22 protein-coding genes and 1 pseudogene are annotated in these 24,712 nt (G+C 63.0%); 16 read left to right on the plus strand and 7 right to left on the minus strand.

The window, feature by feature from the left end; translation table 11 throughout:
- Nucleotides 1-136: 136 nt before the first annotated feature.
- The 5 genes from dnaG (at nt 137) to recQ (ending at nt 7,175) form a co-directional block, all read left to right on the plus strand.
- The gene (gene dnaG / locus ADU59_RS22970) at nt 137-2,137 is read left to right on the plus strand and encodes a DNA primase (protein ID WP_068956904.1); all 2,001 of its coding nucleotides are present in this window, start codon (nt 137-139) and stop codon (nt 2,135-2,137) included.
- A gap of 130 nt (nt 2,138-2,267) precedes the next feature.
- Nucleotides 2,268-2,903 (plus strand): LysE family translocator, encoded by a 636-nt coding sequence (locus ADU59_RS22975; RefSeq protein WP_068956906.1) that lies wholly within the window; start codon nt 2,268-2,270, stop codon nt 2,901-2,903.
- A gap of 136 nt (nt 2,904-3,039) precedes the next feature.
- Nucleotides 3,040-4,635 carry an EAL domain-containing protein gene (locus tag ADU59_RS22980; RefSeq protein ID WP_068956984.1) on the plus strand — a complete coding sequence of 532 codons (1,596 nt, stop codon included), beginning with the start codon at nt 3,040-3,042 and terminating at the stop codon, nt 4,633-4,635.
- Nucleotides 4,636-4,948: 313 nt separating this feature from the next.
- Entirely contained in the window at nt 4,949-5,131 is a 183-nt protein-coding gene (locus ADU59_RS30735) for a hypothetical protein (protein ID WP_068956908.1), read from the plus strand.
- Between the two features lie 187 nt (nt 5,132-5,318).
- Nucleotides 5,319-7,175: a DNA helicase RecQ gene (recQ, locus tag ADU59_RS22990; protein WP_068956910.1), complete on the plus strand. Its 1,857-nt coding sequence runs from the start codon at nt 5,319-5,321 to the stop codon at nt 7,173-7,175.
- Nucleotides 7,176-7,345: 170 nt separating this feature from the next.
- Here the strand turns inward: recQ and ADU59_RS22995 are convergent, their stop codons facing one another.
- The gene (locus ADU59_RS22995; protein WP_068956912.1) at nt 7,346-8,116 is read right to left on the minus strand and encodes an SDR family oxidoreductase; all 771 of its coding nucleotides are present in this window, start codon (nt 8,114-8,116) and stop codon (nt 7,346-7,348) included.
- Nucleotides 8,117-8,268: 152 nt separating this feature from the next.
- Here ADU59_RS22995 and ADU59_RS23000 point away from each other — a divergent pair, with 152 nt between their 5' ends.
- The 3 genes from ADU59_RS23000 (at nt 8,269) to tdh (ending at nt 11,825) form a co-directional block, all read left to right on the plus strand.
- A complete protein-coding gene (locus ADU59_RS23000; RefSeq protein ID WP_068956914.1) occupies nt 8,269-9,231 on the plus strand; it encodes a bile acid:sodium symporter family protein in 963 nt (320 codons plus the stop codon).
- 110 nt (nt 9,232-9,341) lie between these two features.
- Nucleotides 9,342-10,529, plus strand: a complete 1,188-nt coding sequence (locus tag ADU59_RS23005) for a glycine C-acetyltransferase (RefSeq protein ID WP_068956916.1) — start codon at nt 9,342-9,344, stop codon at nt 10,527-10,529.
- Between the two features lie 261 nt (nt 10,530-10,790).
- Complete coding sequence (tdh, locus tag ADU59_RS23010; protein ID WP_068956918.1) at nt 10,791-11,825, plus strand: L-threonine 3-dehydrogenase; 1,035 nt, start codon at nt 10,791-10,793, stop codon at nt 11,823-11,825.
- Nucleotides 11,826-11,852: 27 nt separating this feature from the next.
- Here tdh and ADU59_RS23015 read toward each other — a convergent pair whose 3' ends face one another.
- Both ADU59_RS23015 and ADU59_RS23020 read right to left on the minus strand, forming a co-directional pair.
- Entirely contained in the window at nt 11,853-12,419 is a 567-nt protein-coding gene (locus ADU59_RS23015) for an SH3 domain-containing protein (RefSeq protein ID WP_068956920.1), read from the minus strand.
- The gene (locus tag ADU59_RS23020) at nt 12,416-12,910 is read right to left on the minus strand and encodes an invasion associated locus B family protein (RefSeq protein WP_068956921.1); all 495 of its coding nucleotides are present in this window, start codon (nt 12,908-12,910) and stop codon (nt 12,416-12,418) included. Before ADU59_RS23020 ends, ADU59_RS23015 begins: the two co-directional genes overlap by 4 nt.
- 273 nt (nt 12,911-13,183) lie before the next feature.
- On the opposite strand from ADU59_RS23020, the gene ADU59_RS23025 reads away from it, so the two are divergent.
- The 4 genes from ADU59_RS23025 (at nt 13,184) to ADU59_RS23040 (ending at nt 18,301) form a co-directional block, all read left to right on the plus strand.
- Nucleotides 13,184-13,882, plus strand: a complete 699-nt coding sequence (locus ADU59_RS23025) for a L,D-transpeptidase (protein WP_244506489.1) — start codon at nt 13,184-13,186, stop codon at nt 13,880-13,882.
- Nucleotides 13,883-13,973: 91 nt separating this feature from the next.
- Nucleotides 13,974-14,318: a GFA family protein gene (locus ADU59_RS23030; protein ID WP_068956925.1), complete on the plus strand. Its 345-nt coding sequence runs from the start codon at nt 13,974-13,976 to the stop codon at nt 14,316-14,318.
- Between the two features lie 466 nt (nt 14,319-14,784).
- The gene (gene rpoD / locus ADU59_RS23035) at nt 14,785-16,836 is read left to right on the plus strand and encodes an RNA polymerase sigma factor RpoD (RefSeq protein WP_068956927.1); all 2,052 of its coding nucleotides are present in this window, start codon (nt 14,785-14,787) and stop codon (nt 16,834-16,836) included.
- 265 nt (nt 16,837-17,101) lie between these two features.
- Nucleotides 17,102-18,301 (plus strand): DUF930 domain-containing protein, encoded by a 1,200-nt coding sequence (locus ADU59_RS23040; RefSeq protein ID WP_158515759.1) that lies wholly within the window; start codon nt 17,102-17,104, stop codon nt 18,299-18,301.
- Nucleotides 18,302-18,322: 21 nt separating this feature from the next.
- On the opposite strand, the gene ADU59_RS23045 is transcribed toward ADU59_RS23040, so the two are convergent.
- Nucleotides 18,323-18,778, minus strand: coding sequence for an SRPBCC family protein (locus ADU59_RS23045; RefSeq protein WP_068956931.1), 456 nt, complete (start codon nt 18,776-18,778; stop codon nt 18,323-18,325).
- 57 nt (nt 18,779-18,835) lie between these two features.
- On the opposite strand from ADU59_RS23045, the gene ADU59_RS23050 reads away from it, so the two are divergent.
- From ADU59_RS23050 to ADU59_RS23060, 3 genes are all read left to right on the plus strand, one after another.
- The gene (locus tag ADU59_RS23050; protein WP_068956932.1) at nt 18,836-19,159 is read left to right on the plus strand and encodes an ArsR/SmtB family transcription factor; all 324 of its coding nucleotides are present in this window, start codon (nt 18,836-18,838) and stop codon (nt 19,157-19,159) included.
- 141 nt (nt 19,160-19,300) lie between these two features.
- Nucleotides 19,301-19,912 carry a PadR family transcriptional regulator gene (locus ADU59_RS23055; protein WP_068956934.1) on the plus strand — a complete coding sequence of 204 codons (612 nt, stop codon included), beginning with the start codon at nt 19,301-19,303 and terminating at the stop codon, nt 19,910-19,912.
- Between the two features lie 25 nt (nt 19,913-19,937).
- Entirely contained in the window at nt 19,938-20,750 is an 813-nt protein-coding gene (locus ADU59_RS23060) for a siderophore-interacting protein (RefSeq protein ID WP_068956936.1), read from the plus strand.
- A gap of 80 nt (nt 20,751-20,830) precedes the next feature.
- On the opposite strand, the gene mqo is transcribed toward ADU59_RS23060, so the two are convergent.
- Complete coding sequence (gene mqo, locus ADU59_RS23065; RefSeq protein ID WP_068956938.1) at nt 20,831-22,546, minus strand: malate dehydrogenase (quinone); 1,716 nt, start codon at nt 22,544-22,546, stop codon at nt 20,831-20,833.
- A gap of 199 nt (nt 22,547-22,745) precedes the next feature.
- On the opposite strand from mqo, the gene ADU59_RS23070 reads away from it, so the two are divergent.
- Nucleotides 22,746-23,138 carry a GFA family protein gene (locus ADU59_RS23070; protein ID WP_068956940.1) on the plus strand — a complete coding sequence of 131 codons (393 nt, stop codon included), beginning with the start codon at nt 22,746-22,748 and terminating at the stop codon, nt 23,136-23,138.
- A 40-nt stretch (nt 23,139-23,178) separates the two neighbouring features.
- Here ADU59_RS23070 and ADU59_RS23075 read toward each other — a convergent pair.
- Together ADU59_RS23075 and ADU59_RS23080 are read right to left on the minus strand one after the other, a co-directional pair.
- Nucleotides 23,179-23,748 (minus strand): annotated as a pseudogene (locus ADU59_RS23075) (aminoglycoside phosphotransferase family protein); the annotation flags it as partial.
- 259 nt (nt 23,749-24,007) lie between these two features.
- A complete protein-coding gene (locus tag ADU59_RS23080) occupies nt 24,008-24,292 on the minus strand; it encodes a GIY-YIG nuclease family protein (protein WP_068956942.1) in 285 nt (94 codons plus the stop codon).
- Nucleotides 24,293-24,712 lie beyond the last annotated feature (420 nt).

The following is a 24,712-nucleotide window of genomic DNA, read 5'->3' on the forward strand; positions in this document are numbered from 1 at the left end:
CCAAGGGAAGAGCTGTTGCTGCCCGGCCCTTTGCCGTCGCAGCGTCTCGTCAACCTGTGAATTGCGGGTATGATGCGTCCCCTCTGTAGCGCGGCCAGCGTTTGCCGCCTATATGGAAGCCAGCCCAGAGGTATTCATGCGATTTTCCAACTCCTTCCTTGACGAGATCCGCGACCGCGTTCCCATTTCGGACGTGATCGGCAAACGCGTCACCTGGGACCGCAAGAAAACCAATGCTTCGCGCGGCGACTACTGGGCCTGCTGCCCGTTCCATGGCGAAAAATCCCCGAGCTTTCACTGCGAGGACCGCAAGGGCCGCTATCACTGCTTCGGCTGCGGTGTCTCTGGCGATCATTTCCGCTTTCTCACCGATCTCGATGGCATGAATTTTCCCGAGGCCGTGCAGCAGGTTGCCGATCTCGCCGGCGTCGCCATGCCGCAGCCCGATGTTGAGGCGGAAAAGCGCGACCGCCAGCGCATCGGCCTGCAGGATGTCATGGAGGTGGCGACCCAGTTCTTTGAGGCCCAGTTGCAGACGGCGAACGGCGCCAAGGCGCGCGCCTACCTGCGCGACCGGGGCCTGACCGGGCGCACCATCGAGACCTTCCGGCTTGGCTATGCGCCGGAAAGCCGCAATGCGCTGAAGGAATATCTGGCTGGCAAGGGCGTGCCGAAGGACCAGATCGAGGCCTGCGGCCTTGTCGTCCACGGCCCGGATATTCCCGTCTCCTACGATCGTTTCCGTGACCGCATCATGTTCCCGATCCTGTCGTCGCGCGAAAAGGTCATCGCCTTTGGCGGCCGCGCCATGTCGCCGGATGCGCCGGCGAAATATCTCAATTCCAACGAGACCGAGCTCTTCCACAAGGGCAACGTGCTCTACAATTTCGCCCGCGCGCGCCGCGCCATGTCGGGCGCCGACGGGGCGGGGACGATCATCGCCGTCGAAGGCTATATGGACGTCATCGCGCTGCATCAGGCCGGCATCGAGAATGCGGTGGCGCCGCTCGGCACCGCGCTGACCGAAAACCAGATGGCGCTGCTGTGGAAACTCACCCAGCAGCCGGTCCTCTGCTTCGACGGCGACGGCGCCGGCATCCGCGCTGCCAACCGCGCCGTCGATCTGGCGCTGCCGCATCTGAAGCCCGGTTTCTCGGTCCGCTTCGCCATGCTGCCGGATGGCAAGGACCCCGACGATCTGGTGCGAAACGAAGGCCGCGCGCCGTTCGACAAGGTGATGGCGCAGGCCCGCTCGCTGTCGGAAATGGTCTGGCTGCGCGAGGCGCAGGCCGGCTCTTTCGATACGCCGGAGAGCCGCGCCCAGCTGGAAGCGACGCTGAAGCAGGTCGTCTCGGTGATATCAGACGAAAACGTCCGCCGCCACTACGGTCAGGATGTTCGCGACCGGCTGAACCAGTTCTTTCAAGGCGCGTCGCGCCGTGAGAACGGCCAGCGCGGCGGCTTCGACCGCAACCCTCGCCAGGGCGGTGGCAGCCGGAATGGGGGCCAGGGCCGCGGCGGCCAGCAGGGCGCCCGCATGTCCGAGCGTTCGGGCATTTCCGATCGTCTGGCCCGCTCGTCGCTGGTCAGTGGCCATCAGGCCCTGCCGCCCTTGCGCGAAAGCGTCTTGGCGCTCACCATCGTCAACCATCCGCAATTGCTGTTTGAGGAATATGACGAGATTTCCGCGATCGATTACGACAATCGCGATCTGCAGCGTTTCTGGTCGTCGGTGCTGAATGCCGCTGCCGCCAAGGGGCCGCGCCTGTCGCGCGAAATCCTCGTCGAGCAGCTGGAGGCCGAAGGCTTCGGCGACCTGCTGAAATCGCTGGACCAGCAGATCCGCTTCGCCCGGCTGTGGACCGCAACGACGGCGGCAGCCCCCGAGGATGCCCGCGAAGGTTATCTTCAGGCGCTCGCCCTCCACCAGCGCACCAAGGCGCTGCTGTGGCAGCGCCGCGAACTCGAAAGCGAGCTCGCCTATGCAACGGAAGAAGGCGACGACGACACCGTCAGCCAGATTCTCCGCAACCTGCAGGAAGTCCAGCTGGAAGTGGCGCGGCTGGAAAACCAGGAGGCGATCATCGATGGCTTCGGAGTGCTGTCGGGACGGGTGAAGGGGCCGGCGGGCAAATAGGGTTTCGCCGGATTTTTCATGATTGGCTGAGGCGAAGGAGCCTCTTGCCATCGCGCCCGGCAATTGCAAGATTATGGTCTTCTTCGGCTGCTCTGCGCCTGCGGGCCGCCGATCTGCGGGAGGGGGAACCATGACTGAAATCACCTTGCTGGCTTTTGCACTCGTTTCGTTCATCGGTATCGCCACACCCGGCCCGACCGTGCTTCTGGCGCTGACCAACGGTTCGCGTTTCGGCGTCCGCCGCGCGCTGATCGGCATGGTTGGCGCTGTGCTGTCCGATTTCGTGCTGATCGGCGCCGTGGCGCTCGGTCTCGGCGCACTTCTGGCGGCATCCGAATTCTGGTTCTCGGTCGTCAAATGGATCGGTGCCGGTTACCTCGCCTTCCTCGGCATCATGCTGCTGCGCTCCAAGGGCACGCTGAGCGAAACGCTGCACGGCACGGCGGAAAACGGCTCGGGTTCGGCCCGCGCGATCTTTCTGAAAAGCTTTCTGGTCGCCGTCACCAACCCCAAGGGTTACCTGTTCTTCTCGGCCTTCCTGCCGCAGTTCATCGTGCTGACACAGCCGCAGGTGCCGCAATATGCCATTCTCGCGCTGGTCTTCGCCACGATCGATTTCTGCGTCATGTTCGGCTATGCGGCGCTCGGCTCGCAGGCGGTCAAGGTGCTGAAAAAATCCGGCGCACTGTGGCTCGACCGCATCTGCGGCGGCGCGCTTCTGGCTCTGGCCGGCTCGCTGGCCTTTTACCGGCGCGCGAGCGTTTGATGGCCTGACGGTGACGGCGGCGGACGTGCGAAAGTCCGATTGCCGCCGACTGGCTACAATGCTGCAAAAAGCTGACAGAAAATCTTAATGCAACCTTGGCATGACTAGGCCGCTGTTCATCGCGGGGGTTGTGACAATGGATCGGCGGCGTTCCCGCATTATCGCGGTGGCTGTTTTTCTGGGTTTTCTCGGCACGGCGATCCCGCTTGCCGCGATGGCCTATATGTCCTGGGTCATCGCCGTTGAGAGCGAAGAGGACCGTCTGGAGCTGTTTTCCCGGCTGACGGTGTCGCGGGCTGAAAACACCTTGCGCGATGCCAAGGGCGCGCTCGATGCGATTGCCGCCACGCCCTTTGTTGCCTGTTCCGATGCCCATATCGCCCGCATGCGGGCGCTGACCGTCGATACCACCTCCGTCGAGGAGATGGGCTATTTCGAGAATGGCCTGCTCACATGCACCTCCTGGGGCCGGACGGCCGGCGATATCGGCCGCTCGCATGTCGATTATGTCACGCCGGATGGCCTGGAGGTGACGATCCGTATCCAGCCCGCCGTCAGCGGCGGCAAGCCGATGATGGGGCTGCATTCCGGCGCGCACAATGTTCTCATCGCGCCTGCGCGGCTTGTCGATGTTCTCGTCGATGACGGCATGTCCATCGCCCTGACCAACGGGCAGGGCGCGCTCCTCAATGCGTTGAACGCGCCGGATCCGGCGCTTGTCGGCTCGCTTGCCGCCGCGCCGCGCCGGGGCATGACGGCGAGCGACCTGTTTGCCACAGCGCGCGGCGACGGCCTGATTGCCATTGCCACCGAACCCCGGTCGATGCTTGCCGGCCATATGAAACGGGAGCTGATGCTGCTGTTGCCGGTCGGCGCGTTCATCGCGGCCTTCATCGTCGCCGTCGTCATCTGGCTGTCGCGCAAGCGGCTCTCGCCGCTGGCGGAGCTTGAGATCGCCGTGCGCAACCGCGAATTCATCGTCCACTACCAGCCGATCGTCGCGCTGAAGACCGGCATCTGCATCGGTGCCGAAGCGCTGGTGCGCTGGCGGCGGCCGGACGGTTCTCTGGTCCGGCCCGATCTTTTCATCCCGCTTGCCGAGGAGAGCGGCCTGATCATGCCGATCACCGATCAGGTCATCGAGGCGGTGATCCGCGATCTGAACGGCATTCTCGTTCAGGACCGTACCCTGCATATCGCCGTCAACCTCTGCGCCGCCGATATCAAGTCCGGCCGCATTCTCGACGTTCTCGAAGCCAAACTTGCCCGGACCGGTATCCGGACCGAGCAGATCTGGCTGGAGGCGACCGAGCGCGGCTTCATGGATATCGACGCGGCGCGCATCACGCTGGAGAAAGCCCGCGAACGCGGCCATTCCGTCGCCATCGACGATTTCGGCACCGGCTATTCCAGCCTGCAATATCTGCAGGGCCTGCCGATGGACGCGCTGAAGATCGACAAGTCCTTCATCGATACGATCGGCAAGGACACCGCCACCAGCTCCGTCACCCCGCATATCATCGGCATGGCAAAGACGCTCAAACTCTACACCGTCGCCGAAGGCATCGAGGCGGAGGAGCAGGCAGAGTACCTGAAAGCCCACGGCGTCGATTTCGGCCAGGGCTGGCTTTTTTCCAAGGCACTGCCCGCGGACGCCTTCATCGCCTATCACCGGCGGACGAAGGAGAAATTCGGCGCGGCGCCGGAGGTCATTCAGGCGGCGGCGGGGTGAGGGGGGCGGTTGTTGGCCCCCGGAGGAGGCGTGTTGGCGAGGGAAATAACCGCAATTGGATAAAATTGCCCAGACCAGGTGCGTAATTGCTTGATCGCTTTCGTGGTATTTCTTTGTGCAACCGAGGGGGCAGCTTCAAAAATGGATTGTAACCAATCATCCGAAACTCCTGACCGAGCTTCCAGATGCCGATTTCCTTGAATTGGCTGGTTATCTCCAAAGGATTGGAGAGGAAGATGTCGAGAACGGCCTCCTGTCATCCGTTGCACAACGCACAGCCCTCGGGCGAAGTTTATCAGGGAGACAAAGAGTCATGATTGACTGGCATGATGTGATCTTATGCTTCTTCGCCGCGGCCGTGGCATCCGGCGGATTACTGCTCAGTCGCTTTGTCTACCCGCTTCGGTTTGCTTTTCTTCTTCCCAATTGGCGATCCGCTTACATTGCGTCGTCAATCCTTTTTGTCGTCATGTTCGCCTCTCTTCTGTTGCGTTGATTGGACGGTATGTGCTGCGCACCACGGGTGATTGTCATCGGCTTATCCGCGGCGGATGTTCGTCAAGCGCAATCACCCGAATGATGCAAAGGGGACAGCAGCACGGACACTGCGATAAGTGGCGGCACGCCCTCGCCCCCATCACCCCACCTGTGCCATAGTCCGCTCTCCCCACGAGAGCGATTCCATGCCGCAGACCCACACCCGTATCGATCCCCTGTTTGAAGCCGAAGGTGCCAGAAATCCGCTGGCCATTCTGAAAACCGTCTACGGTTATCCGGCCTTTCGCGGCAAGCAGGCTGATGTGGTCGAGCGGGTCGTTTCGGGCGGCGATGCCGTGGTGCTGTTTCCGACGGGAGCCGGAAAGTCGCTGTGCTTCCAGATCCCCGCGCTCTGCCGCGATGGCGTCGGCATCGTCGTCTCGCCGCTGATTGCGTTGATGCGTGATCAGGTCGAGGCGCTGAAGCAGCTGGGCGTCAGGGCTGCGGCGCTGAACTCCTCGTTGACGCGCGAAGAATTCATCGATGTCCGCCGGGCGATTGCGGGCGGCGATCTCGATCTTCTCTATGTGACGCCCGAGCGCATCGTTACGCCGGCCTTCAAGGAGATGATCGGCAACGCGAAGATCTCGCTGTTTGCCATCGACGAGGCGCATTGCGTCTCCCAATGGGGCCATGATTTCCGGCCGGAATACCGCGAACTCGGGCAGCTTGCCGAGCATTATCCCGGCGTGCCGCGCATGGCGCTGACGGCCACGGCCGATCCGCATACCCGCGAAGACATCATCGACAAGCTGGGCCTGCGCGGCGCTGAGGTCTTCACCACCTCGTTCGATCGGCCCAACATCGCCTATGAAATCGTCGAGCGCGACCAGCCGCGCCAGCAGCTGTTGCGCTTCCTGTCGCGCCACAAGGGTTCCAGCGGCATCGTCTATTGCCTGTCGCGCGCCAAGGTCGAGGACACCGCCGAATGGCTGAACGGGCAGGGGGTGCGTGCACTCGCCTATCACGCAGGAATGGACCGCGCGGTGCGCGATGCCAATCAGGATGCGTTCCTGAAGGAAGAAGACCTCTGCCTGGTCGCCACCGTCGCCTTCGGCATGGGCATCGACAAGCCGAACGTGCGCTATGTCGCCCATCTCGATCTGCCGGGCTCGGTCGAGGCCTATTATCAGGAAACGGGCCGCGCCGGGCGAGACGGCCTGCCGTCCGATGTCTGGATGGCCTATGGCATGGCCGACGTCATCCAGCGCGGCCGGATGATCGATGGCGGCACATCGGGCGATGATATCAAGCGGGTGGAGCGCGCCAAGCTCAATGCGCTGCTGGCCATCTGCGAAACGCCCGGCTGCCGCAGGCAGGCGATCCTTGCCCATTTCGGCGAGGCGCATCCCGGCCGCTGCGAAAGCTGCGATACCTGCCTCAAACCGGTCGAGACCTGGGACGGCACCGATGCCGCCATCAAGGCGCTGGCTGCGATCTACCGCACCGGCGAACGTTTTGGCACCGGTCACCTGATCGATGTGCTTCTGGGCAATGAGAACGACAAGACCGAACGCTTCGGCCATAGCAAGATGCCGGTGTTCGGTGCCGGCAAGGATATTCCGTCAAAGACCTGGCAGTCGGTCTACCGCCAGCTTCTCGCTGCCGGGCTGATCAGCGTCGACCATGAAGCCTTTGGCGCGCTGAAGCTGGAGCCGGATGCCCGCGCCGTATTCAAGCGCGAACGCGAGGTCCGCTTCCGCAAGGACCGCCCAGCCACAGGCAAGGGCAAGAGCGCCCGCCAATCCGCTGCCTCCGGCGCCAAATCCGCGCTATCCGGTTCGGATGCCGAACTGTTCGAGGCCCTGCGCCGCGCCCGCTCGGGTATCGCCAAGGAACTCGGCGTGCCGCCCTATGTCGTCTTCCCGGATACGACGCTGATCGCCTTTGCCACCGAGCGCCCGCACAGCAGCGACGCCCTGCTCGGCATCTCCGGCGTCGGCCAATCGAAGCTGGAGCGCTATGGCGATGCGTTTCTGGAGGTTATTCGCGGGTTCGAGTAGGCTGGTGTTTCGCAACCGGGCGGCGTTCTTCCTCTTCTCCCCAGCGGGGAGAAGGTGGCCCGCAGGGCCGGATGAGGGGGCGGCTGGCTCCGAAATCGCCGACGCACCCCCTCATCGCCTCGCGTACGCTCGGCACTTCTCCCCGCTGGGGAGAAGAGGGAGAACGCCGCCTACATCCTGACCGTCATGCCCCCATCTACCGTCAGCACATGGCCGTTGACGAACGACGCTGCGTCGCTTGCCAGAAACAGTGCGGCGCCGGCGATCTCGTCGGGCCGGGCCCAGCGCTGGACCGGGATGCGCTGGCGCACGAAGGGCATCAGCTCCTCGTTGGCGGCCATTGCCGCGTTGGTCTCGGTGGCAAACCAGCCCGGTGCGATGGCGTTGCTGGTGATGCCGTGAGGCCCGAATTCGACGGCCATCGAGCGCATCAGCCCGGTCAGGCCCTGCTTGGCAGCGGGGTAGATGCCGTCGCCCGGCATCGCCACCTGGCCGTTGATCGAGGTGATGGCAATCAGCCGTCCGTGTTCGCGGCGCTTCATGATCGCGGCGGCGTCGCGTGACAGGGTGAGGGCGGCGATGAGGTCGGTGCGGATGAGGTCGAGAACGGCGTCGTCGTCGAACTCGGCCAGCGGCCGCCGGTCGCGGGCGCCGACATTGTTGACGAGGATATCGAGCCGCCCGTGCCTGTTCTCGATGCCGGACAGTGCAGCGCGCTGCGCCTCGCGCTCGGCGATGTCGAAGGGCGCCGCTTCCGCGCTGCCGCCTGCCGCCGTGATCTTGCCGACGGCATCCTCCAGCGTCGCCACCGTGCGCCCGCTGACGACGACATGGGCGCCAGCGTCGGCCAGCGCCCCGGCGATCTCCAGCCCCAATCCGCGCCCGCCGCCGGTCACCAGCGCCACCCGGCCTTTCAGGGAAAATCTGTCGAATATGCTCATGGCGACCTCATCGCATGGAAAACAGTGTCCATCGACACCAAAATAATGGACTCAGTCAACTAGTTTTTTGCTGCACTGCCGGTCGGTTGTTGCCTTGACACTCCGCGTCCTGCGGTTAAACCGGCCGCACATATCGATTAGGAGAGGTTATTTTGAAGGCTGTTGCATCATTTTCGGCGTTTGTCGGCAGGACATTCGCCATCTGGGTCATTCTGTTTGCGGTTCTGGGTTTCTTTTTCCCCGATACCTTCAAGCAGATCGCTCCCTATATCGTCACGCTTCTTGCCATCATCATGTTCGGCATGGGCCTGACCATCTCGCCAGCCGATTTCCGTGAGGTGGTGCGCCGGCCGTTCGATGTTGCCATCGGCGTTCTCGCACAGTTCATCATCATGCCGCTGCTTGCCGTGCTTTTGACGATGATCATTCCCATGCCGCCGGAAGTCGCCGCCGGCGTCATCCTGGTCGGCTGCTGCCCCGGCGGCACCTCGTCGAATGTGATGACCTATCTTTCCAAGGGCGATGTGGCGCTTTCGGTTGCCTGCACCAGTGTCACGACGCTGGCTGCGCCGCTCGTGACGCCGTTTCTCGTCTGGCTGTTTGCCAGCCAGTATCTCCCGGTCGATGGCTGGGCGATGTTCCTCAGCATCGTCAAGGTCGTGCTCGTGCCGCTGGCGCTGGGCTTTGCCCTGCAGAAACTGCTTCCCGGCCTCGTCAAGACAGCGATTCCGGCCCTGCCGCTCGTCAGCGTTGCGGGCATCGTGCTGATCGTCTCGGCCGTTGTCGGCGCCAGCAAGCCGGCGATCGCCCAGTCCGGCCTGATGATCTTTGCCGTCGTCGTGCTGCACAATGGCCTCGGTTATCTGCTGGGATATTTTGCCGCCAAGGCAAGCGGGCTGTCGCTTGCCAAGCGCAAGGCAATCGCCATCGAAGTCGGCATGCAGAACAGCGGTCTTGGCGCTGCTCTGGCCAACGCCTATTTCTCGCCGGTGGCGGCCGTTCCCAGTGCCATCTTCAGCGTCTGGCACAATATTTCCGGCGCGCTGCTCGCCAACTATTTTTCCCGCCACGTCGAAGACGACGAGCAGGCGGGAAAACCGGCCGTCGTGAACTGATGGGAAAAGCAGGGCGGGAGGGTTTTGCTCTCTCGCCCTGTCGCTATCTTCACTGCCGGAATATGATAGGTTTTGATGACAACCGGTAATCAGCCTGGAAAGCGGCCTTCATGACGTCAGCCTTCATCAAACACCTGTCATCCGAACTCGAAGGGCTGAAGTCTTCCGGCCTCTACAAGACCGAGCGGGTGATCGTCTCCAAGCAGGCCGGCGAGATCGAGGTCGCCTCTGGCGCCAAGGTGCTGAATTTCTGCGCCAACAACTATCTCGGCCTTGCCGACAATGCGGAACTGGCCGAGGCCGGCAAACGGGCGCTCGACCGCTATGGCTACGGCATGGCCTCCGTCCGCTTCATCTGCGGCACGCAGGAAGAACACAAGCAGCTGGAAGCCCGCATCTCGTCCTTCCTCGGTCTGGAGGACACCATCCTCTATTCTTCCTGCTTCGATGCCAATGGCGGGCTGTTCGAGACGCTGTTGAATGAAGAAGACGCGATCATCTCCGATGCGCTCAACCACGCCTCGATCATCGACGGCGTGCGGCTCTCCAAGGCCAAGCGTTTCCGCTATGCCAACAACGACATGGCCGCTCTTGAAGAGGAATTGAAGAAGGCGGAGGGCGCGCGCTTCAAGCTGATCGCCACCGATGGCGTCTTTTCCATGGACGGCATCATTGCCAATCTGCAAGGGGTGTGCGATCTCGCCGAAAAATACGGCGCCATGGTGATGGTCGATGACAGCCATGCCGTCGGTTTCGTCGGCAAACATGGCCGCGGTTCGGCGGAGTATTGCGGCGTCGAGGGCCGGGTGGACATCATCACCGGCACGCTCGGCAAGGCGCTCGGGGGGGCGTCCGGCGGTTACACCTCGGCCAAGGCGGAGGTGGTCGACTGGCTGCGCCAGCGCTCGCGCCCCTATCTGTTTTCCAACACGCTGGCCCCGGTTATCGCCGCCGCCTCGCTGAAGGTGTTCGACCTGATCGACAGTGGCGACGCCCTGCGTTCGCGCCTTGAAGCCAACGCCAATTTGTTCCGCACCGAAATGAGCAAGCTTGGTTTCACGCTGGCCGGCGAGGGCCACCCGATCATCCCGGTGATGCTCGGCGATGCGTCGCTCGCCCAGGCTTTTGCGGCAAAAATGTTGGAAAAAGGCGTCTACGTCGTCGGCTTCGCCTTCCCGGTCGTGCCCAAGGGGCAGGCGCGTATCAGGACGCAGATGTCGGCGGCGCATAGCGAGGCGGATGTGAGGCGGGCGATCGCGGTGTTTGAGGAGGTCGGGCGGGAGCTGGGGGTGATTTGAGACGGTGGTGTTGGCGTTTACCCCTCACCAAGTGCGCCCAAGCGTTCGACTTCGTCTCACGCGGGCTTACTATCCTCTCCCGCAAGGGGAGAGGGAGGGTGCCACGATCACCATCCCTCACATGGGGAAAGATGGTGCAGCGGGTTTTTCCTCTCCCCTTGCGGGAGAGGATACGAAGGCCGGGTGAACGTCAGTGAACCCTTGGCCGAAGTTGGTGAGGGGTGTAACCGCCACGGCGGACGCCCAATGAGGACATAAGCAATGACCAACATGATGAAAGCCCTCGTCAAATCCAGACCCGAAGTCGGCCTGTGGATGGAACATGTGTCGGTGCCCGAACCCGGCCCCAACGACGTGCTGATCAAGGTCAGGAAATCCGCCATCTGCGGGACCGACGTGCATATCTGGAACTGGGACCAGTGGGCGCAGAAGACCATCCCGGTGCCGATGGTGGTCGGCCATGAGTTCGTCGGCGTCATCGCCGAGATCGGTTCGGCGGTGACCAAGTATCATGTCGGCGAGCGGGTTTCGGGCGAGGGGCATATCGTCTGCGGCAAGTGCCGCAATTGCCGGGCCGGCCGAGGGCATCTGTGCCGCAACACGCTTGGCGTCGGCGTCCATCGGCCCGGTTCCTTCGGCGAATATGTCTGCATTCCGGAATACAATGTCGTCGCCATCCCCGACGAGGTGCCGGACGAGATCGCCGCCATCTTCGATCCGTTCGGCAATGCCGTGCACACGGCTTTGTCCTTCGATGTCGTCGGCGAGGATGTGCTGGTGACGGGGGCCGGCCCGATCGGCATCATGGGCGCGCTGGTCGCCAAGCGCTCAGGCGCCCGCAAGGTTGTCATCACCGATATCAATCCGGTGCGGCTGGCGCTGGCGGAAAAGATGGGCATCGATACCGTCGTCGATGCCTCCAAGGAAAACCTCTCGGATGTGATGAAGCGCATCGGCATGACCGAGGGCTTCGATGTCGGGCTGGAAATGTCGGGGGCGGCACCGGCTTTCCGCGACATGATCGACAAGATGAACAATGGCGGCAAGATCGCCATTCTCGGCATCGCGCCGACCGGCTTCGAGATCGACTGGAACAAGGTGATCTTCAAGATGCTCAATCTCAAGGGCATCTACGGCCGCGAGATGTTCGAGACCTGGTACAAGATGATCGCCTTCGTGCAGGGCGGGCTGGATCTGTCGCCGATCATCACCCACCGCATCGGCATCGACGATTTCCGCGAGGGCTTCGAGGCGATGCGCTCGGGCAACTCCGGCAAGGTGGTGATGGACTGGTAGACAGGGAGCGGCCTTGCGCCGGCGCGTCTATTCCACCACTTCCTGCGGATAGACGCCCCACAGGTTTGCCTGCGCCACATGGCCGCTGGTTCGCAGGTTGCGCACCGTGGCGTGGCACCATGCGCCGCCGCAGCTGCCGATCGTCAGCAGGACACCGGGCTGCATGCGCGCCGTGACCGCCGCGTCCTGCGAGGGGCGGCTTCGCAGCTCTGCGCCGTCCTTGCGCCACGGCGCGACGATGGCGGTGCGCCGGCCCGAGAGCAGCGCCGTGTGCATCCAGCCGGTCGTCCCGTCGTGATCGCGCACCAGCCGCCAGTTGCCCCATTCCTCGAGCAGTTCCAGCGGCAGGCCGGCGGCCATGTAGACAAACCGCACGGCATGATCGGTGGAGGGGCCGACGCGCATCCGCGCCGCATCGCCCTTGAGCGACACGAAGCGCGGCAGTTTCAGGCCCGTCACCCGCCCGGTATCGCGCCCAGTCGTCCCCTTGCTTCCGTCCGGCGCACCATTCGCGGGCGCTGCCGTGGAGGGCTGTGCCATCGACGTCAAGGCGGCAAGGCACAGCGTTGCGAGAGAAGGGGCTGCCGCCCTCATCGGCACGCCTTTGCCTGTTGCAGCGCCGCCGTCACGCCGTTCAGCGAAAAGGCATAGTGCGTGGCCGTGCCACGGCTGGAGGTGGCCTCCAGGGTGAGCGTGCTTCCGGCCTTCATGGCGGCGACGAAGGCGTTGTCGCGGTTTTCCCGGCTGACCCAGGCGACATTGCCGCGTGGCGTCATCTGGAACGCCTCGCTGCCGACCGTCGCCGTCACCTGCGATCCCGTCTTCAGGTCGTAGCCCAGCTGGGCCTGCGGCATATAGGCGTCGCCGCCCTTCGGCGCGACCAGCAGGAAGTTGCGCCCGTGGTTGACATCCGCCGGGTGCATCGTGCGCGGGACGGTCAGCGCGTAGCAGGCCGTCTTGCCGTTGTCGGTATAGGAATAGACCCCCCAATGGCCAAACGTCTTGACCATGACCGGCTGGGCCTGGGCTGGCAGGATGGTGCTGGCGAACACCAGGGCGGCGAGGATCTGTCGGTTGATGGACATCGTGTCTCCGTCGTTCGAGGGGGAAAAGCCTGCCGGGCAGGCGGCAACTGTGCCTATTTGAACCGGCCGAAGGTTATCAGAAGGTAAATATTCGCCCTGCGGAGCCCGCCTGCCATGGTTCCGCGGGGCCCGGGTACGGCTGCAGGCAACGGCGCAACCGGGCGTCGGGTCCTGCCATCACATGGTGTTCACATTTGCGTTAGGCGTCTTCCCACGCGTGCTTGCGCATGCGAAGGCGGGGGCCGTCGATGAGCAGATGAGGTATCCCGATTGATTGATTCGAATGTGTCCCGCCGCGCCTTCCTTCAGGCGGGCGGCGCCTTTGCTGCGCTCGGCGTTGCCGGCTGCAGCACCACGGCGCAGCCCGTCGTCGCGCCGCCGGTTGAAGCCGAACCCGTCGCGCTTTCCAGCGCCGGCAGCGAAATGTATGCCGCGCGGCCCGACGAACTCTTCCCGCTTCCGGCGGTGCCGTATCAGAAGATCCCGGCGCAGTTTCGCCGTCAGTGGGTCGACAATCCGACCGGCGAACGGCCCGGCACGCTGGTCGTCGATACCGCCAATCATTTCCTTTATCTGACCTACGAGGACGGCAAGGCGATGCGCTACGGCGTCGGTCTTGGCCGCGCCGGGTTCGAGTGGTCGGGGCGGGGCGTCATCCAGTACAAGCGCCAGTGGCCGCGCTGGACACCGCCGGACGAGATGGTCGCACGCCGGCCCGATCTGGAGCCCTACAGCATCGCCAATGGCGGCATGGACCCGGGCCTGAACAATCCGCTCGGTGCCCGTGCGCTCTACATCTTCAAGGACGGCGTCGACACGATCTACCGCATCCACGGTTCACCGGAATGGTGGACGATCGGCAAGTCGGTATCGTCGGGCTGCGTGCGCATGGTCAATCAGGATGTGATCGATCTCTACAACCGGGTGCCGAACCGGACCACGATCTCGGTCGTCGGCGCGTCCATGGCCTAGCGGCGCTCGGCCGCATGCGGTCTTCCCAAAACAGGTCTTGAAATCGCTTTCCGGTGTATCATCTTGCGATGAGCAGAAAGGGGAGCGTTTCATGATCCATCCGGGAAGTTGCCATTGCGGCGCGATCGCCTTCGAGGTCGAGGCCGACATTCATCAGGCGATCGATTGCAATTGTTCGATGTGCCGCCGGCGCGGCGGTCTGCTGACCTTCGTGGCGCGCGACAAGCTGACGCTGCGGACGCCGGCTTCGGCGCTGTCGACCTATGAATTCAACAAGCATGCCATCCAGCATCATTTCTGTGCCGTCTGCGGCATTGCGCCCTATGGCGAAGGGGCAGGCAAGGATGGGCCGATGGCGGCCGTCAATGTCCGCTGCCTGCCGGATGTCGATCTGGAGGCCTTGACGATCACCAAGGTCGATGGCAGGCAATTTTGAAGTGGCGCGGGGCGGGCATGGGCGACGGCTGGGTGGCGCCGGCACGCGCAGTTTCCGTCCGCCCTTGTCTTTCAGCGAACACTTCCTACATTTCGGACATGGAACTGAATCCGTGAAAGCGTACAGCTTGATTCAGCCTTTTTTGCCGATTTGAACGGTTTTTCGCCGGAAGTGCTTGACGGGACCGAAAATTGTGGGAATCACCATTTCTGATACAGAAGGTGAAATGGGTACGGCGGATACGGCCATCACGCACATGATGTCCAGATGGCCCTGCTGTCGCAGTCGGCCGGTGGAACCGCGATGACTATCGTGGTTAATCAGGAATTAAATATCATCCCTTTACGTCAGGGGTAATGATTCGCGGTGGGAGCGGTTGACGCGCCCATGGCCTTTCAGGGGATTGACCCGAAGAAGGTTTGCACCGCTCACACGTTGAATGCTGTCCAGGAAAGCGACGATATAAATGGCAACCAAAGTCAAAGAGAACGAAGAAGCAGAAGCCGAACGCGAAGGCGCACCCGACGGCCCGCTTCTCGATCTCTCGGATGACGCGGTCAAGAAGATGATCAAGGCCGCCAAGAAGCGCGGCTATGTGACCATGGACGAGCTGAACTCCGTCCTGCCTTCCGAAGAAGTGACCTCCGAGCAGATCGAGGACACGATGGCAATGCTGTCCGACATGGGCATCAATGTCGTCGAGGACGAGGAAGCCGACGAGGGCCCGGCGGCAGCCGAGGAAGAAGACAGCGATTCCGACGGCGAGAGCGAAGGCGGCGAGCTTGCGCCTTCCGGCGGCACGGCGCTTGCCACTGCCAAGAAGAAAGAGCCGACCGACCGCACCGACGATCCGGTGCGCATGTACCTGCGCGAAATGGGCTCGGTGGAGCTTCTGTCGCGCGAGGGCGAAATCGCCATTGCCAAGCGCATCGAGGCCGGCCGCGAGACGATGATCGCGGGCCTCTGTGAGAGCCCGTTGACGTTCCAGGCCATCATCATCTGGCGCGACGAACTCAACGAAGGCAACACGCTTTTGCGCGAGATCATCGATCTCGAAACCACCTATTCCGGCCCGGAAGCCAAGGCTGCACCGCAGTTCCAGAGCCCGGAGAAGATCGAAGCCGACCGCAAGGCGGCCGAGGAAAAGGAAAAGAACCGCAAGCCGCGCGCCGGCGATGACGACGTGACCAATGTCGGCGGCGAAGGCCAGCCGATGGAGGAAGAGGAAGAGGACGACGACGAATCGAACCTCTCGCTTGCTGCCATGGAAGCGGAACTGCGTCCGCAGGTCATGGAAACGCTCGACATCATCGCCGAGACCTACAAGAAGCTGCGCAAGCTGCAGGACCAGCAGGTCGAAGCCCGCCTTCAGGCGACCGGCACGCTGTCGCCGGCCCAGGAGCGCCGCTACAAGGAGCTCAAGGACGAGCTGATCACGGCCGTGAAGTCGCTGTCGCTCAACCAGAACCGCGTCGACAGCCTTGTCGAGCAGCTTTACGACATCTCCAAGCGTCTGATGCAGAACGAGGGCCGCCTGCTGCGTCTGGCCGAATCCTACGGCGTCAAGCGGGACTCGTTCCTGGAGCAGTATTCCGGCGCCGAACTCGATCCGAACTGGATGAAGTCGATCGCCAATCTGGCCGCCAAGGGCTGGAAGGAATTCGCCAAGAACGAAAACACGATGATCCGCAACATTCGCGCCGAGATCCAGAATCTCGCCACGGAAACCGGCATCTCGATCTTCGAATTCCGCCGCATCGTCTCGATGGTTCAGAAGGGCGAGCGCGAAGCCCGCATCGCCAAGAAGGAAATGGTCGAAGCCAACCTGCGCCTCGTCATCTCGATCGCCAAGAAATACACCAACCGCGGCCTGCAGTTCCTCGATTTGATTCAGGAAGGCAACATCGGCCTGATGAAGGCGGTCGACAAGTTCGAATACCGCCGCGGCTACAAGTTCTCGACCTACGCGACCTGGTGGATCCGGCAGGCGATTACCCGCTCGATCGCCGACCAGGCCCGCACGATCCGTATTCCGGTGCACATGATCGAGACGATCAACAAGATCGTTCGTACATCGCGTCAGATGCTGCACGAGATCGGCCGCGAGCCGACGCCGGAAGAACTGGCCGAAAAGCTGGCCATGCCGCTCGAAAAGGTCCGCAAGGTCCTGAAGATCGCCAAGGAGCCGATCTCGCTGGAAACGCCTGTCGGCGATGAAGAAGACAGCCATCTTGGCGACTTCATCGAGGACAAGAACGCGCTTCTGCCGATCGACGCCGCCATCCAGGCGAACCTGCGCGAAACGACGACCCGTGTTCTGGCGTCGCTGACGCCGCGCGAAGAGCGCGTGTTGCGCATGCGCTTCGGCATCGGCATGAACACCGACCACACGCTCGAAGAAGTCGGCCAGCAGTTCTCGGTTACCCGCGAACGTATCCGCCAGATCGAAGCCAAGGCCCTGCGCAAGCTCAAGCACCCGAGCCGCTCGCGCAAGCTGCGCAGCTTCCTCGACAGCTAAGCGGCGATCACCGCAGATTGAACCGTGGGAACCCGGTCAGTGAAACGCTGGCCGGGTTTTTCGTTGGACGCCGGTTGCATCTTGTCGAGCGGGGGGCGATGTAGTCGCTTGGCTGGGAGCAGAGCGATGGCCGGATGGATCGCTAGGAACGCGGCCAGCCGCATGCTATTGAAACGCGAGCCGGCCAGCGATGCTGGCGGCGTTTCGTCTTTTCTCCATCCCGCCGGTCACGCTCCGGTCAGTATCCGGCCGTATTTACCGACACATGCAGCAGACACTGAAAAAATGGCGGGGAACATTTGGCGCGGGGCTTGTCGCGTCGCTCACCCTGCATGTCGTGTTTGCCGTGATGCTGCTCTTCCGCCTGCCGCTCGATCCGCCGCAGCCGGAGAAGGAGGAGACGGTGCAGGTCGAGATGGTGCCCGAGCCCGAGAAGAAACCCGAACCGGAAAAGAAACCTGAAGCGGAGAAAAAGCCCGAGGCCGAAAAGGAACCGGAGCAGAAACCCGAGCCTGAGAAAAAGCCCGAACCTGAGAAAAAATCGGAGCAGCAGCCGGCGGCGGCGGACGCAAAGCCGGAGGTGAAGCCAGAGGAAAAACCGGCACCGGCGGCTGAGGAAAAGCCGGCGCCGAAGGCCGAGGAAAAGCCCGAGGCCCAGGCCGAGCAGCAGCCGGCCGACAAGCCGGTCGAGGCGCAGAAGAGTGAGCCGCAGGCTTTCGAATCAGCGTCGAAAGAGGGGGGTAGTGAGGCCGGCGGCGACAGGCCGTCGGAACCGTTGCCGAACCCTACGATCGAGCCGCGTGACGACCGGGCCACGCCACCGGCCGAAAGCAAGCTGACGGACAAAGCCGAGGAGACGATCCAAAAGCCGGACGCCAAGCCTGACGAGACGCCAGAAGCGGCAAAGCCGCCCGAGGTCAACCTTCCCGAAACGGCGACGGCCAGCGCGGTGCTCAACGAAGGGGAGGCGCTGATCGAGACGGTGCCGATCCCGCAGGCAAAGCCGAAGGACGTCAGGCCCGCGGATCCGCAACAGGTCGCGTCGGCCGACAATCCGCTGGCCGACGCGCGGCCGCAACGGCCGCCATCGGAGCTGACGCAGGCACGCGAGCTCTATTCTGCCGGTGCTCTTTCCGATCCGCGTGTCCGCCAGGCGCTCGGCAAGCTGCCCAGGGACCGGCGGATCGTGCAGATGTGCATGGTCGAGGCGCTGGAGCAGATCCGCCGCGCCCGCCCGGAGACCTTGCCGCAAGGCCTGTTTTTCGATCCGCGCAACCGCTCACCGATTTCGGGCCAGGTGCTGAATGCGACCGGCGCTGCCTATCGCAGCGGGCGGGCGTGGTACGACATCGATTTCCGATGCACGGTCAACAAGGAGACCGATGCCATCACCGCCTTCGGCTTCGATGTCGGCGGCGCCATTCCCCAGAATCAGTGGAAGGCGCGGCGGTTTCCGGTCGATTGAGCCGTAGCGCCTCGCGGCCTGCTATTTGTAGAACCCTTCGCGCAGGTTGATGCCATGCTCCAGCCAGGCCTTCATGGCACAGAGCGCCCCGGTCCAGCCTTCGCAATTGCCGAAGGCGCCTTTCAGGCCGCCGGGTGTCTGGTTCCAGCCTTCCTCCGAAATCGTCACCAGCGTCCGGTCGCTGTCGACGGGGGCGAAGGTCATGGTTACGGTGGTGTCGTAACCGGCTGCTCCCGAGCCCTCGTGCGCTGCCCATTGCAGCACGATCTTCTCGTTCTTGATGACGTCGATCACCTTGACCGGAAAGGCGCCGGGAAAATCGTGGAAATCCCAGCTGACGGTGGCGCCGGTCTCCAGCCGACCCTTGGCGCCGCCGGTGGTGAAATAGCGTGACAGTTGCGCCGGGTTGACCACCGCTTCGAAAACGTCTGCGACCGGTTTGGCGATCCGGCCTGCGACCCTGAATTTCAGTTCCATGATCCATCCTCCTGTTTTCCGCTTGTTCTGACGCCTATTATGTTATAAAAACATAACATGTCAATCGATGATAAAAATGATCGAATCTTCAAGGCCTTGGCGGCGTCGAGCCGCCGCGCCATGCTCGATATGCTGAAGGATCGGCCGCAGACGACCGGGGAACTCTGCGCCCGGTTTCCGGCGCTCGACCGCTGCACGGTGATGCAGCATCTGAAGGTGCTGGAGGCGGCCGACCTCGTCATCGTCACCCGCGAGGGTCGTGAGCGCTGGAACCATCTCAATCCGCTGCCGATCAAAGAGATTCACGACCGCTGGATCGGTCCCTATGCCGCAACGGCGGTGGATCTGCTCGGGCGGCTGAAGGGCGATCTCGAAGGGTAGGGCGCTTATCTCGCCGCCTCTCTGCCTGTCAGCATCCATCGGCGGGAAGCGGCCAATCCAAAACCGTGGCGACCATCTTGCTGTATCGAAAATTATATCGTAAGATATGTCTAGCGTTACATCTTACGAAAGGAAATTTGCATGCGCGATTCCCATCGCCATGGCGGACCGCACGGGCATCATGGACATGGCCGGCACGGCGGTCCCGGTCGTTTCGAGGGCGGCTTTGCCTCGCCGGGCGGTTTTCGCGCCGGGCGCAAACTGTCGTCTGCCGATCTGCAGCTGCTGATCCTGGCGCTGCTGGCCCGCCAGCCGGCCCATGGCTACGAACTCATCCGCACCATCGAGGATGTGTCCGGCGGTTTCTACGTGCCGAGCCCCGGCATGATCTATCCGGCGCTGACCTATCTTGCCGAGATCGGCCATGCGACGGCGGAGCTCGACGGCAACAAGAAGCTGTTCCGCATCACCGATACCGGCCGCGCGGCGCTGGAGGCTGACCGGGCAGGAGCCGACCGTATTCTCGACGACTTCGCCCGCATCGGCGCCAAGATGGATGCCGTGCGCGATGTCATCGAGGGGCGGGGACCGGCCTCGGGCGAAGACCCGGAAGCCCACGGTCACCACGCGCTGGAGATTGCCCGCCAGGCCATCAAGGCCTCGCTCTTCAACAAGCGGGGCTGTTCGCCGCAAGAGGCGACACGGCTGGCGGATATTTTGCGCCGCGCTGTCGAAGAGATCAATCGCGGTTGACCGCACCCATATTGAAGGATTTCCCATGACCGAAAGACACGCCGTCGCGCGCGTCCGCCACGAGTTGCGCCGCCGTCTTCTGACCGTGAAGACCGCCGAGCGCCTGACGCCGCAGATGGTCCGCGTCACGCTGACCGGCGCGGATCTGGCCGGCTTCGTCAGTGCCGGCTATGACGATCACGTCAAGCTGTGCCTGCCTCTGGCCGGGCAGGATGCCCCGGTCTGGCCCGCAGGCCCGGATGCGCCGGCTCTGCCTGACGGCACCGTTGCCTCGCCGATGCGCGATTTCACCCCGCGCCGCCATGATGCCGAGGGTAGCGAGCTGGTGCTCGATTTCGCCATCCACGAAGCCGGCCCTGCCACCGAGTGGGCGTCGGCTGCCGCACCGGGCACGACGCTCGGCGTCGCAGGCCCGCGCGGTTCCTTCGTCGTCACCGACGATTTCGACTGGTATCTGCTGATCGGCGACGAAACGGCGCTGCCCGCCATCGGCCGCAGGCTCGAGGAGCTGCGCGCGGACGTGCCGGTGATCGTCATCGCCACCGTGGCGGGTGCGCAGGAAGAGCAAAGTTTCGAAACCGCGACCGCACTCGAAACCCGCTGGATCCACCGCCCGCTCGCGAGCGCCAGCGATCCCGCCCCCTTGCTCGATGCTGTGGCCGCACTCACCCTGCCGGAAGGCGAGGGCTATATCTGGATCGCCGGCGAAAACGACACGGTCAAGCTGCTGCGCAAACACCTCGTCGAGGAGCGCGGCCACAACCGCACCTGGATCAAGGCCGCCGGCTATTGGCGCAAGGGCAGCGCCGGGTTCCATGAGAACCATAACGAGGGCTAAACGCCCCCCGCTGACAGGCAGGCTGTCCACGGCCACGGTTTTGGTGTCAGGCGGCCTGACCGCCTGATATCCCGATCAGGCTACAGCGCCATATCCGGAACGCGGCGAACCTCGCCGGTCGGGGTGGCGGCGCCGGGTTTGGCCAGGGCGGATGTATCGATGGCGGGTGGCGCGATGGCCAGCTGCAGCCGTTCGGCCGTCTTGGCCCATTCCTGCGCCAGTGCCTGCGGGTCTTCGTTGAGCTTGGTGCCGTAGCTCGGCACGATCGTGCGGATCTTTGCCTGCCATTCCGGCGTCGCCAGCCGCTCGGCAAACACCTTCTGAAGCACGTCGAGCATGATGGGGGCCGCGGTGGATGCGCCCGGCGAAGCGCCGAGCAGGGCTGCGACGCTGCCATCCTGCGAGGCGACGATTTCGGTTCCGAGCTTCAGGACGCCGCCCTTTTCCTCGTCGCGCTTGATGATCTGCACGCGCTGGCCGGCCTGCCACAAACGCCAGTCTTCCGCCTTGGCATGCGGGAAATATTCCTGCAGCGCCGCCAGACGGTCTTCGTCCGACATCAGCAATTGCCCGGCCAGGTATTCGACCAGGTCGAACTCGTCCAGCCCCACGCGGATCATCGGCCAGATGTTGTCCAGCGTCACCGAGGCCGGCAGGTCGAAGTAGGAGCCGTCCTTCAGGAACTTGGTGGAGAAGGTGGCGAACGGTCCGAACAGCACGACACGCTTGCCGTCGAGCATGCGCGTATCGAGATGCGGCACGGACATCGGCGGCGCACCGGTCGAGGCCTGACCATAGGCCTTTGCCAGATGCTGGCTGACGATATCGGGATTGTCGCAGACGAGGAACGAGCCGCCCACCGGGAAGCCGCCATAATCGTTCCCTTCGGGAATGCCCGACATCTGCAGCAGGGGCAGGGCGCCGCCGCCGGCGCCAAGGAAGAGGAACTTCGCGTTGATCACGCCCTTGTCCGAGCCGTCCTTGGTATCGACATAGCTGACGCGCCAGGTGCCGTCCTCGTTGCGCTGGATATCGCGCACCTCGCTGGCGGTGGTCAGCGTGAATGTCGGCTGGCTCTTGAGATGGGCGACATACTGGTGGGTGATCTCGCCGAAATTGACGTCGGTCCCCAGCGGCGACCAGGTGGCTGCGATATTCTGCGAACGGTCGCGCCCTTCCATCATCAGCGGAACCCATTTGGCGATCTCGTCGTGATCGGTCGAGAACTGCATGCCGGAGAACAGCGCGCTGGCCTTCAGCGCTTCGTGGCGCTTCTGCAGGAACTGGGTATTGGCGTCTCCCCAGACAAAGCTCATATGCGGCGTGGAATTGATGAACGAGCGCGGATCCTTGAGAACGCCCCTGTCGAGCTGATGGCTGAGGAACTGCCGCGTGATCTGGAAGGATTCGTTGATCTCGACCGCCTTGGTGATGTGGACGGTGCCGTTCTCGTCCTGCGGCGTGTAGTTGAGCTCGGCCAGGGCGGAGTGGCCGGTGCCGGCATTGTTCCAGCCGTTGGAGCTCTCCATCGCGACATCGTCCAGCCGCTCGATCATTTCGATGGTCCAGGACGGTTCCAGCTCTGTGAGCAGAACGCCAAGCGTCGCGCTCATGATGCCGCCTCCGACGAGCAGCACGTCGACCGTCTTTTCGACGGGAACCGCCCAGCTCGGCAGCGTGGAAAGGCTGAGCGCCACCACGCCTCCGGCCGTGGAGCCAAGAAGCTGGCGCCGGCTTATCGCGAAATTGTGCGTGTGTTTGGTGTCTGTGGGGGTGCGATTGTCATGAGTGGGCATCTCAAACCTCAAATTGCCTGGCTCCCGATCCTCCCGAGGTGCGCTATAAGCGAAACCCCATACAGTGACAAGGCCAATATGTCGCATGGTAGCGTCTGGCAATTCGAACGTAAAGCGGGGTTGTCCGCATCGACGAATTGCAACTCCAGGGCTGTTCGTCGTACACATTGCGCCAGCTTGATGTCAAAGGAGACGCAGCATGGACCGATTCACCGGCGGCTGCCTGTGCGGCAATGTCCGGATCGTGGCGTCGGGACGCCCGTACCGGGTCGGCCTGTGTCATTGTCTCGACTGCCGCAAGCATCATGGAGCCCTGTTTCATGCTTCGGCGATCTTCCCCGCGGATGCGGTGACGGTCGATGGCGAAACACGCGACTATGCCGGCCGGTTTTTCTGCCCCCGCTGCGGTTCCCCGGTCTTCGCGCGCACCGGGGACGAAATCGAAGTGAACCTGGGCTCGCTGGATGCCCCCGATCAGTTGACGCCAACCTACGAGCTCTGGACCATCCGTCGCGAAGGCTGGCTGCCGCCGTTTCCGCTCACGAGACGCTACGACCGCGATCGTGACGCCACCGACCGCTTCGAGGCGTAGGCCGCACAAACAGTGCGGAGGTGCGCGTTACGACACATTGCTAGTATGACGTCTGTCGCACCTGCTTGATCGCGGCCGCGATAGCTAGATCGCGTTGCTCCTCTTCTCCATCCGCGTTCCAAGCTGCGGAAAGGCACCCATAAGCGTACGCCTGGTCGAGCAGGCGACGCGGATCGACGTCCAGCGCACGAGAGAATGCGTCCGCCATCTGTGCAATGCGTCTAGGATCGAGACAAAGGTCGTCTCTGTCAGCCGGATCGTAGAACATATTGGCGGCGCCAAAGCCCACTTCACCGACCAGACCGACGGGATCTATCACCAGCCAGCCGCGACTGGAGAACATGATGTTTTCATGATGCAGATCGCCATGTAGCCCACGCAGTTCCGAGGCATTGCTCATCATTTGATCGGCTATAATCGCCGCGTGGACGTAGTCAGTTTGACAACCTGCGTTTTGATCATCGCGCGCCCGCTGAAACAAAGCTGCAAAGCGATCCCGGATCGGGAGAAGGGCAGAAGGCAGGGGTTCCTCAGATGCGGCATACAGCTTCGCCATTAGTTCCGCTGCAATTTCGGTCGCCTGGTAGTCGCCGTGCTCGGCAACGATGTGAGGTCAAATCGCAGGTCCAATCGCAGGTGGCAGGCGAGGCGTTTGGGATCCGGTCGTGCGGGGCCAAAATCCTTGCCGGATGATGCTTGGGGATGGATCCTCGGGTCAAGCCCGAGGATGACGACCTTTGGGGGGAGCAGAGTTGTCGGACACCCAGAAACGCGAAGTGTCTTGTTTTAAAACCGCGCAATCCCCCTCCGTCATCCGCATCCCTCTCCTCCGTCATCCTCGGGCTTGCCCCGAGGATCCACACCCAAGCCTACCAAAGCTCATGATACAAATCCCGCCAGTCCGGATTCATCGCCTCGATCAATTCGATCTTCCACTGCCGATACCACCGCTTGAGCGATTTCTCGCGCTGGATCGCCGTGCCGATCGATCCATGCTCCTCGTACCAGACGAGTTGCGTGCAGCCATATTTTGACGTGAAGCCGGGCGTTACGCCTTCGCGGTGCTCGTAGATGCGGCGTTCGAGATCGGCGGTCACGCCGATGTACAGCGTTCCTCGCTTGTGATTGGTGACGATGTAGACATAGCCCGCCATAGCCGGATGATGCTTACGAGTGGATCCTCGGGTCAAGCCCGAGGATGACGACCTCTGGGATTTGGCTCAGTCAACGAGCAACTTGAAGACCAGAAGCGCTTTGTTTTCCGCGATACGTCCCTCCCTCTCCGTCATCCTCGGGCTTGACCCGAGGATCCACTCCCAAGCATCACCAGCGCACGGCAGCCCAAAAAAAATCATCCCCGTTCATCCCCGCCCTTTCGTTCCATGCCATCATGACCTTGTTCCGCCGAGGATACACCGGATTGCGTTGCCGGCGAGGCGGGGCCGGTGCCCGGACGATTTGGCGAAACGCGCGTCAGATCCCCGGGGCTGCGTGAAAGGCGGTTCTCCTCCGGTTCGTGAAAGCGGGCCGGGCGTGCCGGGTAGCCACACCACGGGCGGTTCACCCCGCCGGAC

The sequence above is a fragment of the Pararhizobium polonicum genome, assembly GCF_001687365.1.
GTDB lineage: Bacteria > Pseudomonadota > Alphaproteobacteria > Rhizobiales > Rhizobiaceae > Pararhizobium > Pararhizobium polonicum.

What these genes read in the sequence shown, in the direction of transcription:
- dnaG (WP_068956904.1), top strand. Translation starts at nt 137, where the DNA reads ATGCGATTTTCCAACTCCTTCCTTGACGAGATCCGCGACCGCGTTCCC.
- ADU59_RS22975 (WP_068956906.1), top strand. Translation starts at nt 2,268, where the DNA reads ATGACTGAAATCACCTTGCTGGCTTTTGCACTCGTTTCGTTCATCGGT.
- ADU59_RS22980 (WP_068956984.1), top strand. Translation starts at nt 3,040, where the DNA reads ATGGATCGGCGGCGTTCCCGCATTATCGCGGTGGCTGTTTTTCTGGGT.
- ADU59_RS30735 (WP_068956908.1), top strand. Translation starts at nt 4,949, where the DNA reads ATGATTGACTGGCATGATGTGATCTTATGCTTCTTCGCCGCGGCCGTG.
- recQ (WP_068956910.1), top strand. Translation starts at nt 5,319, where the DNA reads ATGCCGCAGACCCACACCCGTATCGATCCCCTGTTTGAAGCCGAAGGT.
- ADU59_RS22995 (WP_068956912.1), bottom strand. Translation starts at nt 8,116, where the DNA reads ATGAGCATATTCGACAGATTTTCCCTGAAAGGCCGGGTGGCGCTGGTG.
- ADU59_RS23005 (WP_068956916.1), top strand. Translation starts at nt 9,342, where the DNA reads ATGACGTCAGCCTTCATCAAACACCTGTCATCCGAACTCGAAGGGCTG.
- tdh (WP_068956918.1), top strand. Translation starts at nt 10,791, where the DNA reads ATGACCAACATGATGAAAGCCCTCGTCAAATCCAGACCCGAAGTCGGC.
- ADU59_RS23015 (WP_068956920.1), bottom strand. Translation starts at nt 12,419, where the DNA reads ATGAGGGCGGCAGCCCCTTCTCTCGCAACGCTGTGCCTTGCCGCCTTG.
- ADU59_RS23020 (WP_068956921.1), bottom strand. Translation starts at nt 12,910, where the DNA reads ATGTCCATCAACCGACAGATCCTCGCCGCCCTGGTGTTCGCCAGCACC.
- ADU59_RS23030 (WP_068956925.1), top strand. Translation starts at nt 13,974, where the DNA reads ATGATCCATCCGGGAAGTTGCCATTGCGGCGCGATCGCCTTCGAGGTC.
- rpoD (WP_068956927.1), top strand. Translation starts at nt 14,785, where the DNA reads ATGGCAACCAAAGTCAAAGAGAACGAAGAAGCAGAAGCCGAACGCGAA.
- ADU59_RS23040 (WP_158515759.1), top strand. Translation starts at nt 17,102, where the DNA reads ATGCAGCAGACACTGAAAAAATGGCGGGGAACATTTGGCGCGGGGCTT.
- ADU59_RS23045 (WP_068956931.1), bottom strand. Translation starts at nt 18,778, where the DNA reads ATGGAACTGAAATTCAGGGTCGCAGGCCGGATCGCCAAACCGGTCGCA.
- ADU59_RS23050 (WP_068956932.1), top strand. Translation starts at nt 18,836, where the DNA reads ATGTCAATCGATGATAAAAATGATCGAATCTTCAAGGCCTTGGCGGCG.
- ADU59_RS23055 (WP_068956934.1), top strand. Translation starts at nt 19,301, where the DNA reads ATGCGCGATTCCCATCGCCATGGCGGACCGCACGGGCATCATGGACAT.
- ADU59_RS23060 (WP_068956936.1), top strand. Translation starts at nt 19,938, where the DNA reads ATGACCGAAAGACACGCCGTCGCGCGCGTCCGCCACGAGTTGCGCCGC.
- mqo (WP_068956938.1), bottom strand. Translation starts at nt 22,546, where the DNA reads ATGCCCACTCATGACAATCGCACCCCCACAGACACCAAACACACGCAC.
- ADU59_RS23070 (WP_068956940.1), top strand. Translation starts at nt 22,746, where the DNA reads ATGGACCGATTCACCGGCGGCTGCCTGTGCGGCAATGTCCGGATCGTG.
- ADU59_RS23080 (WP_068956942.1), bottom strand. Translation starts at nt 24,292, where the DNA reads ATGGCGGGCTATGTCTACATCGTCACCAATCACAAGCGAGGAACGCTG.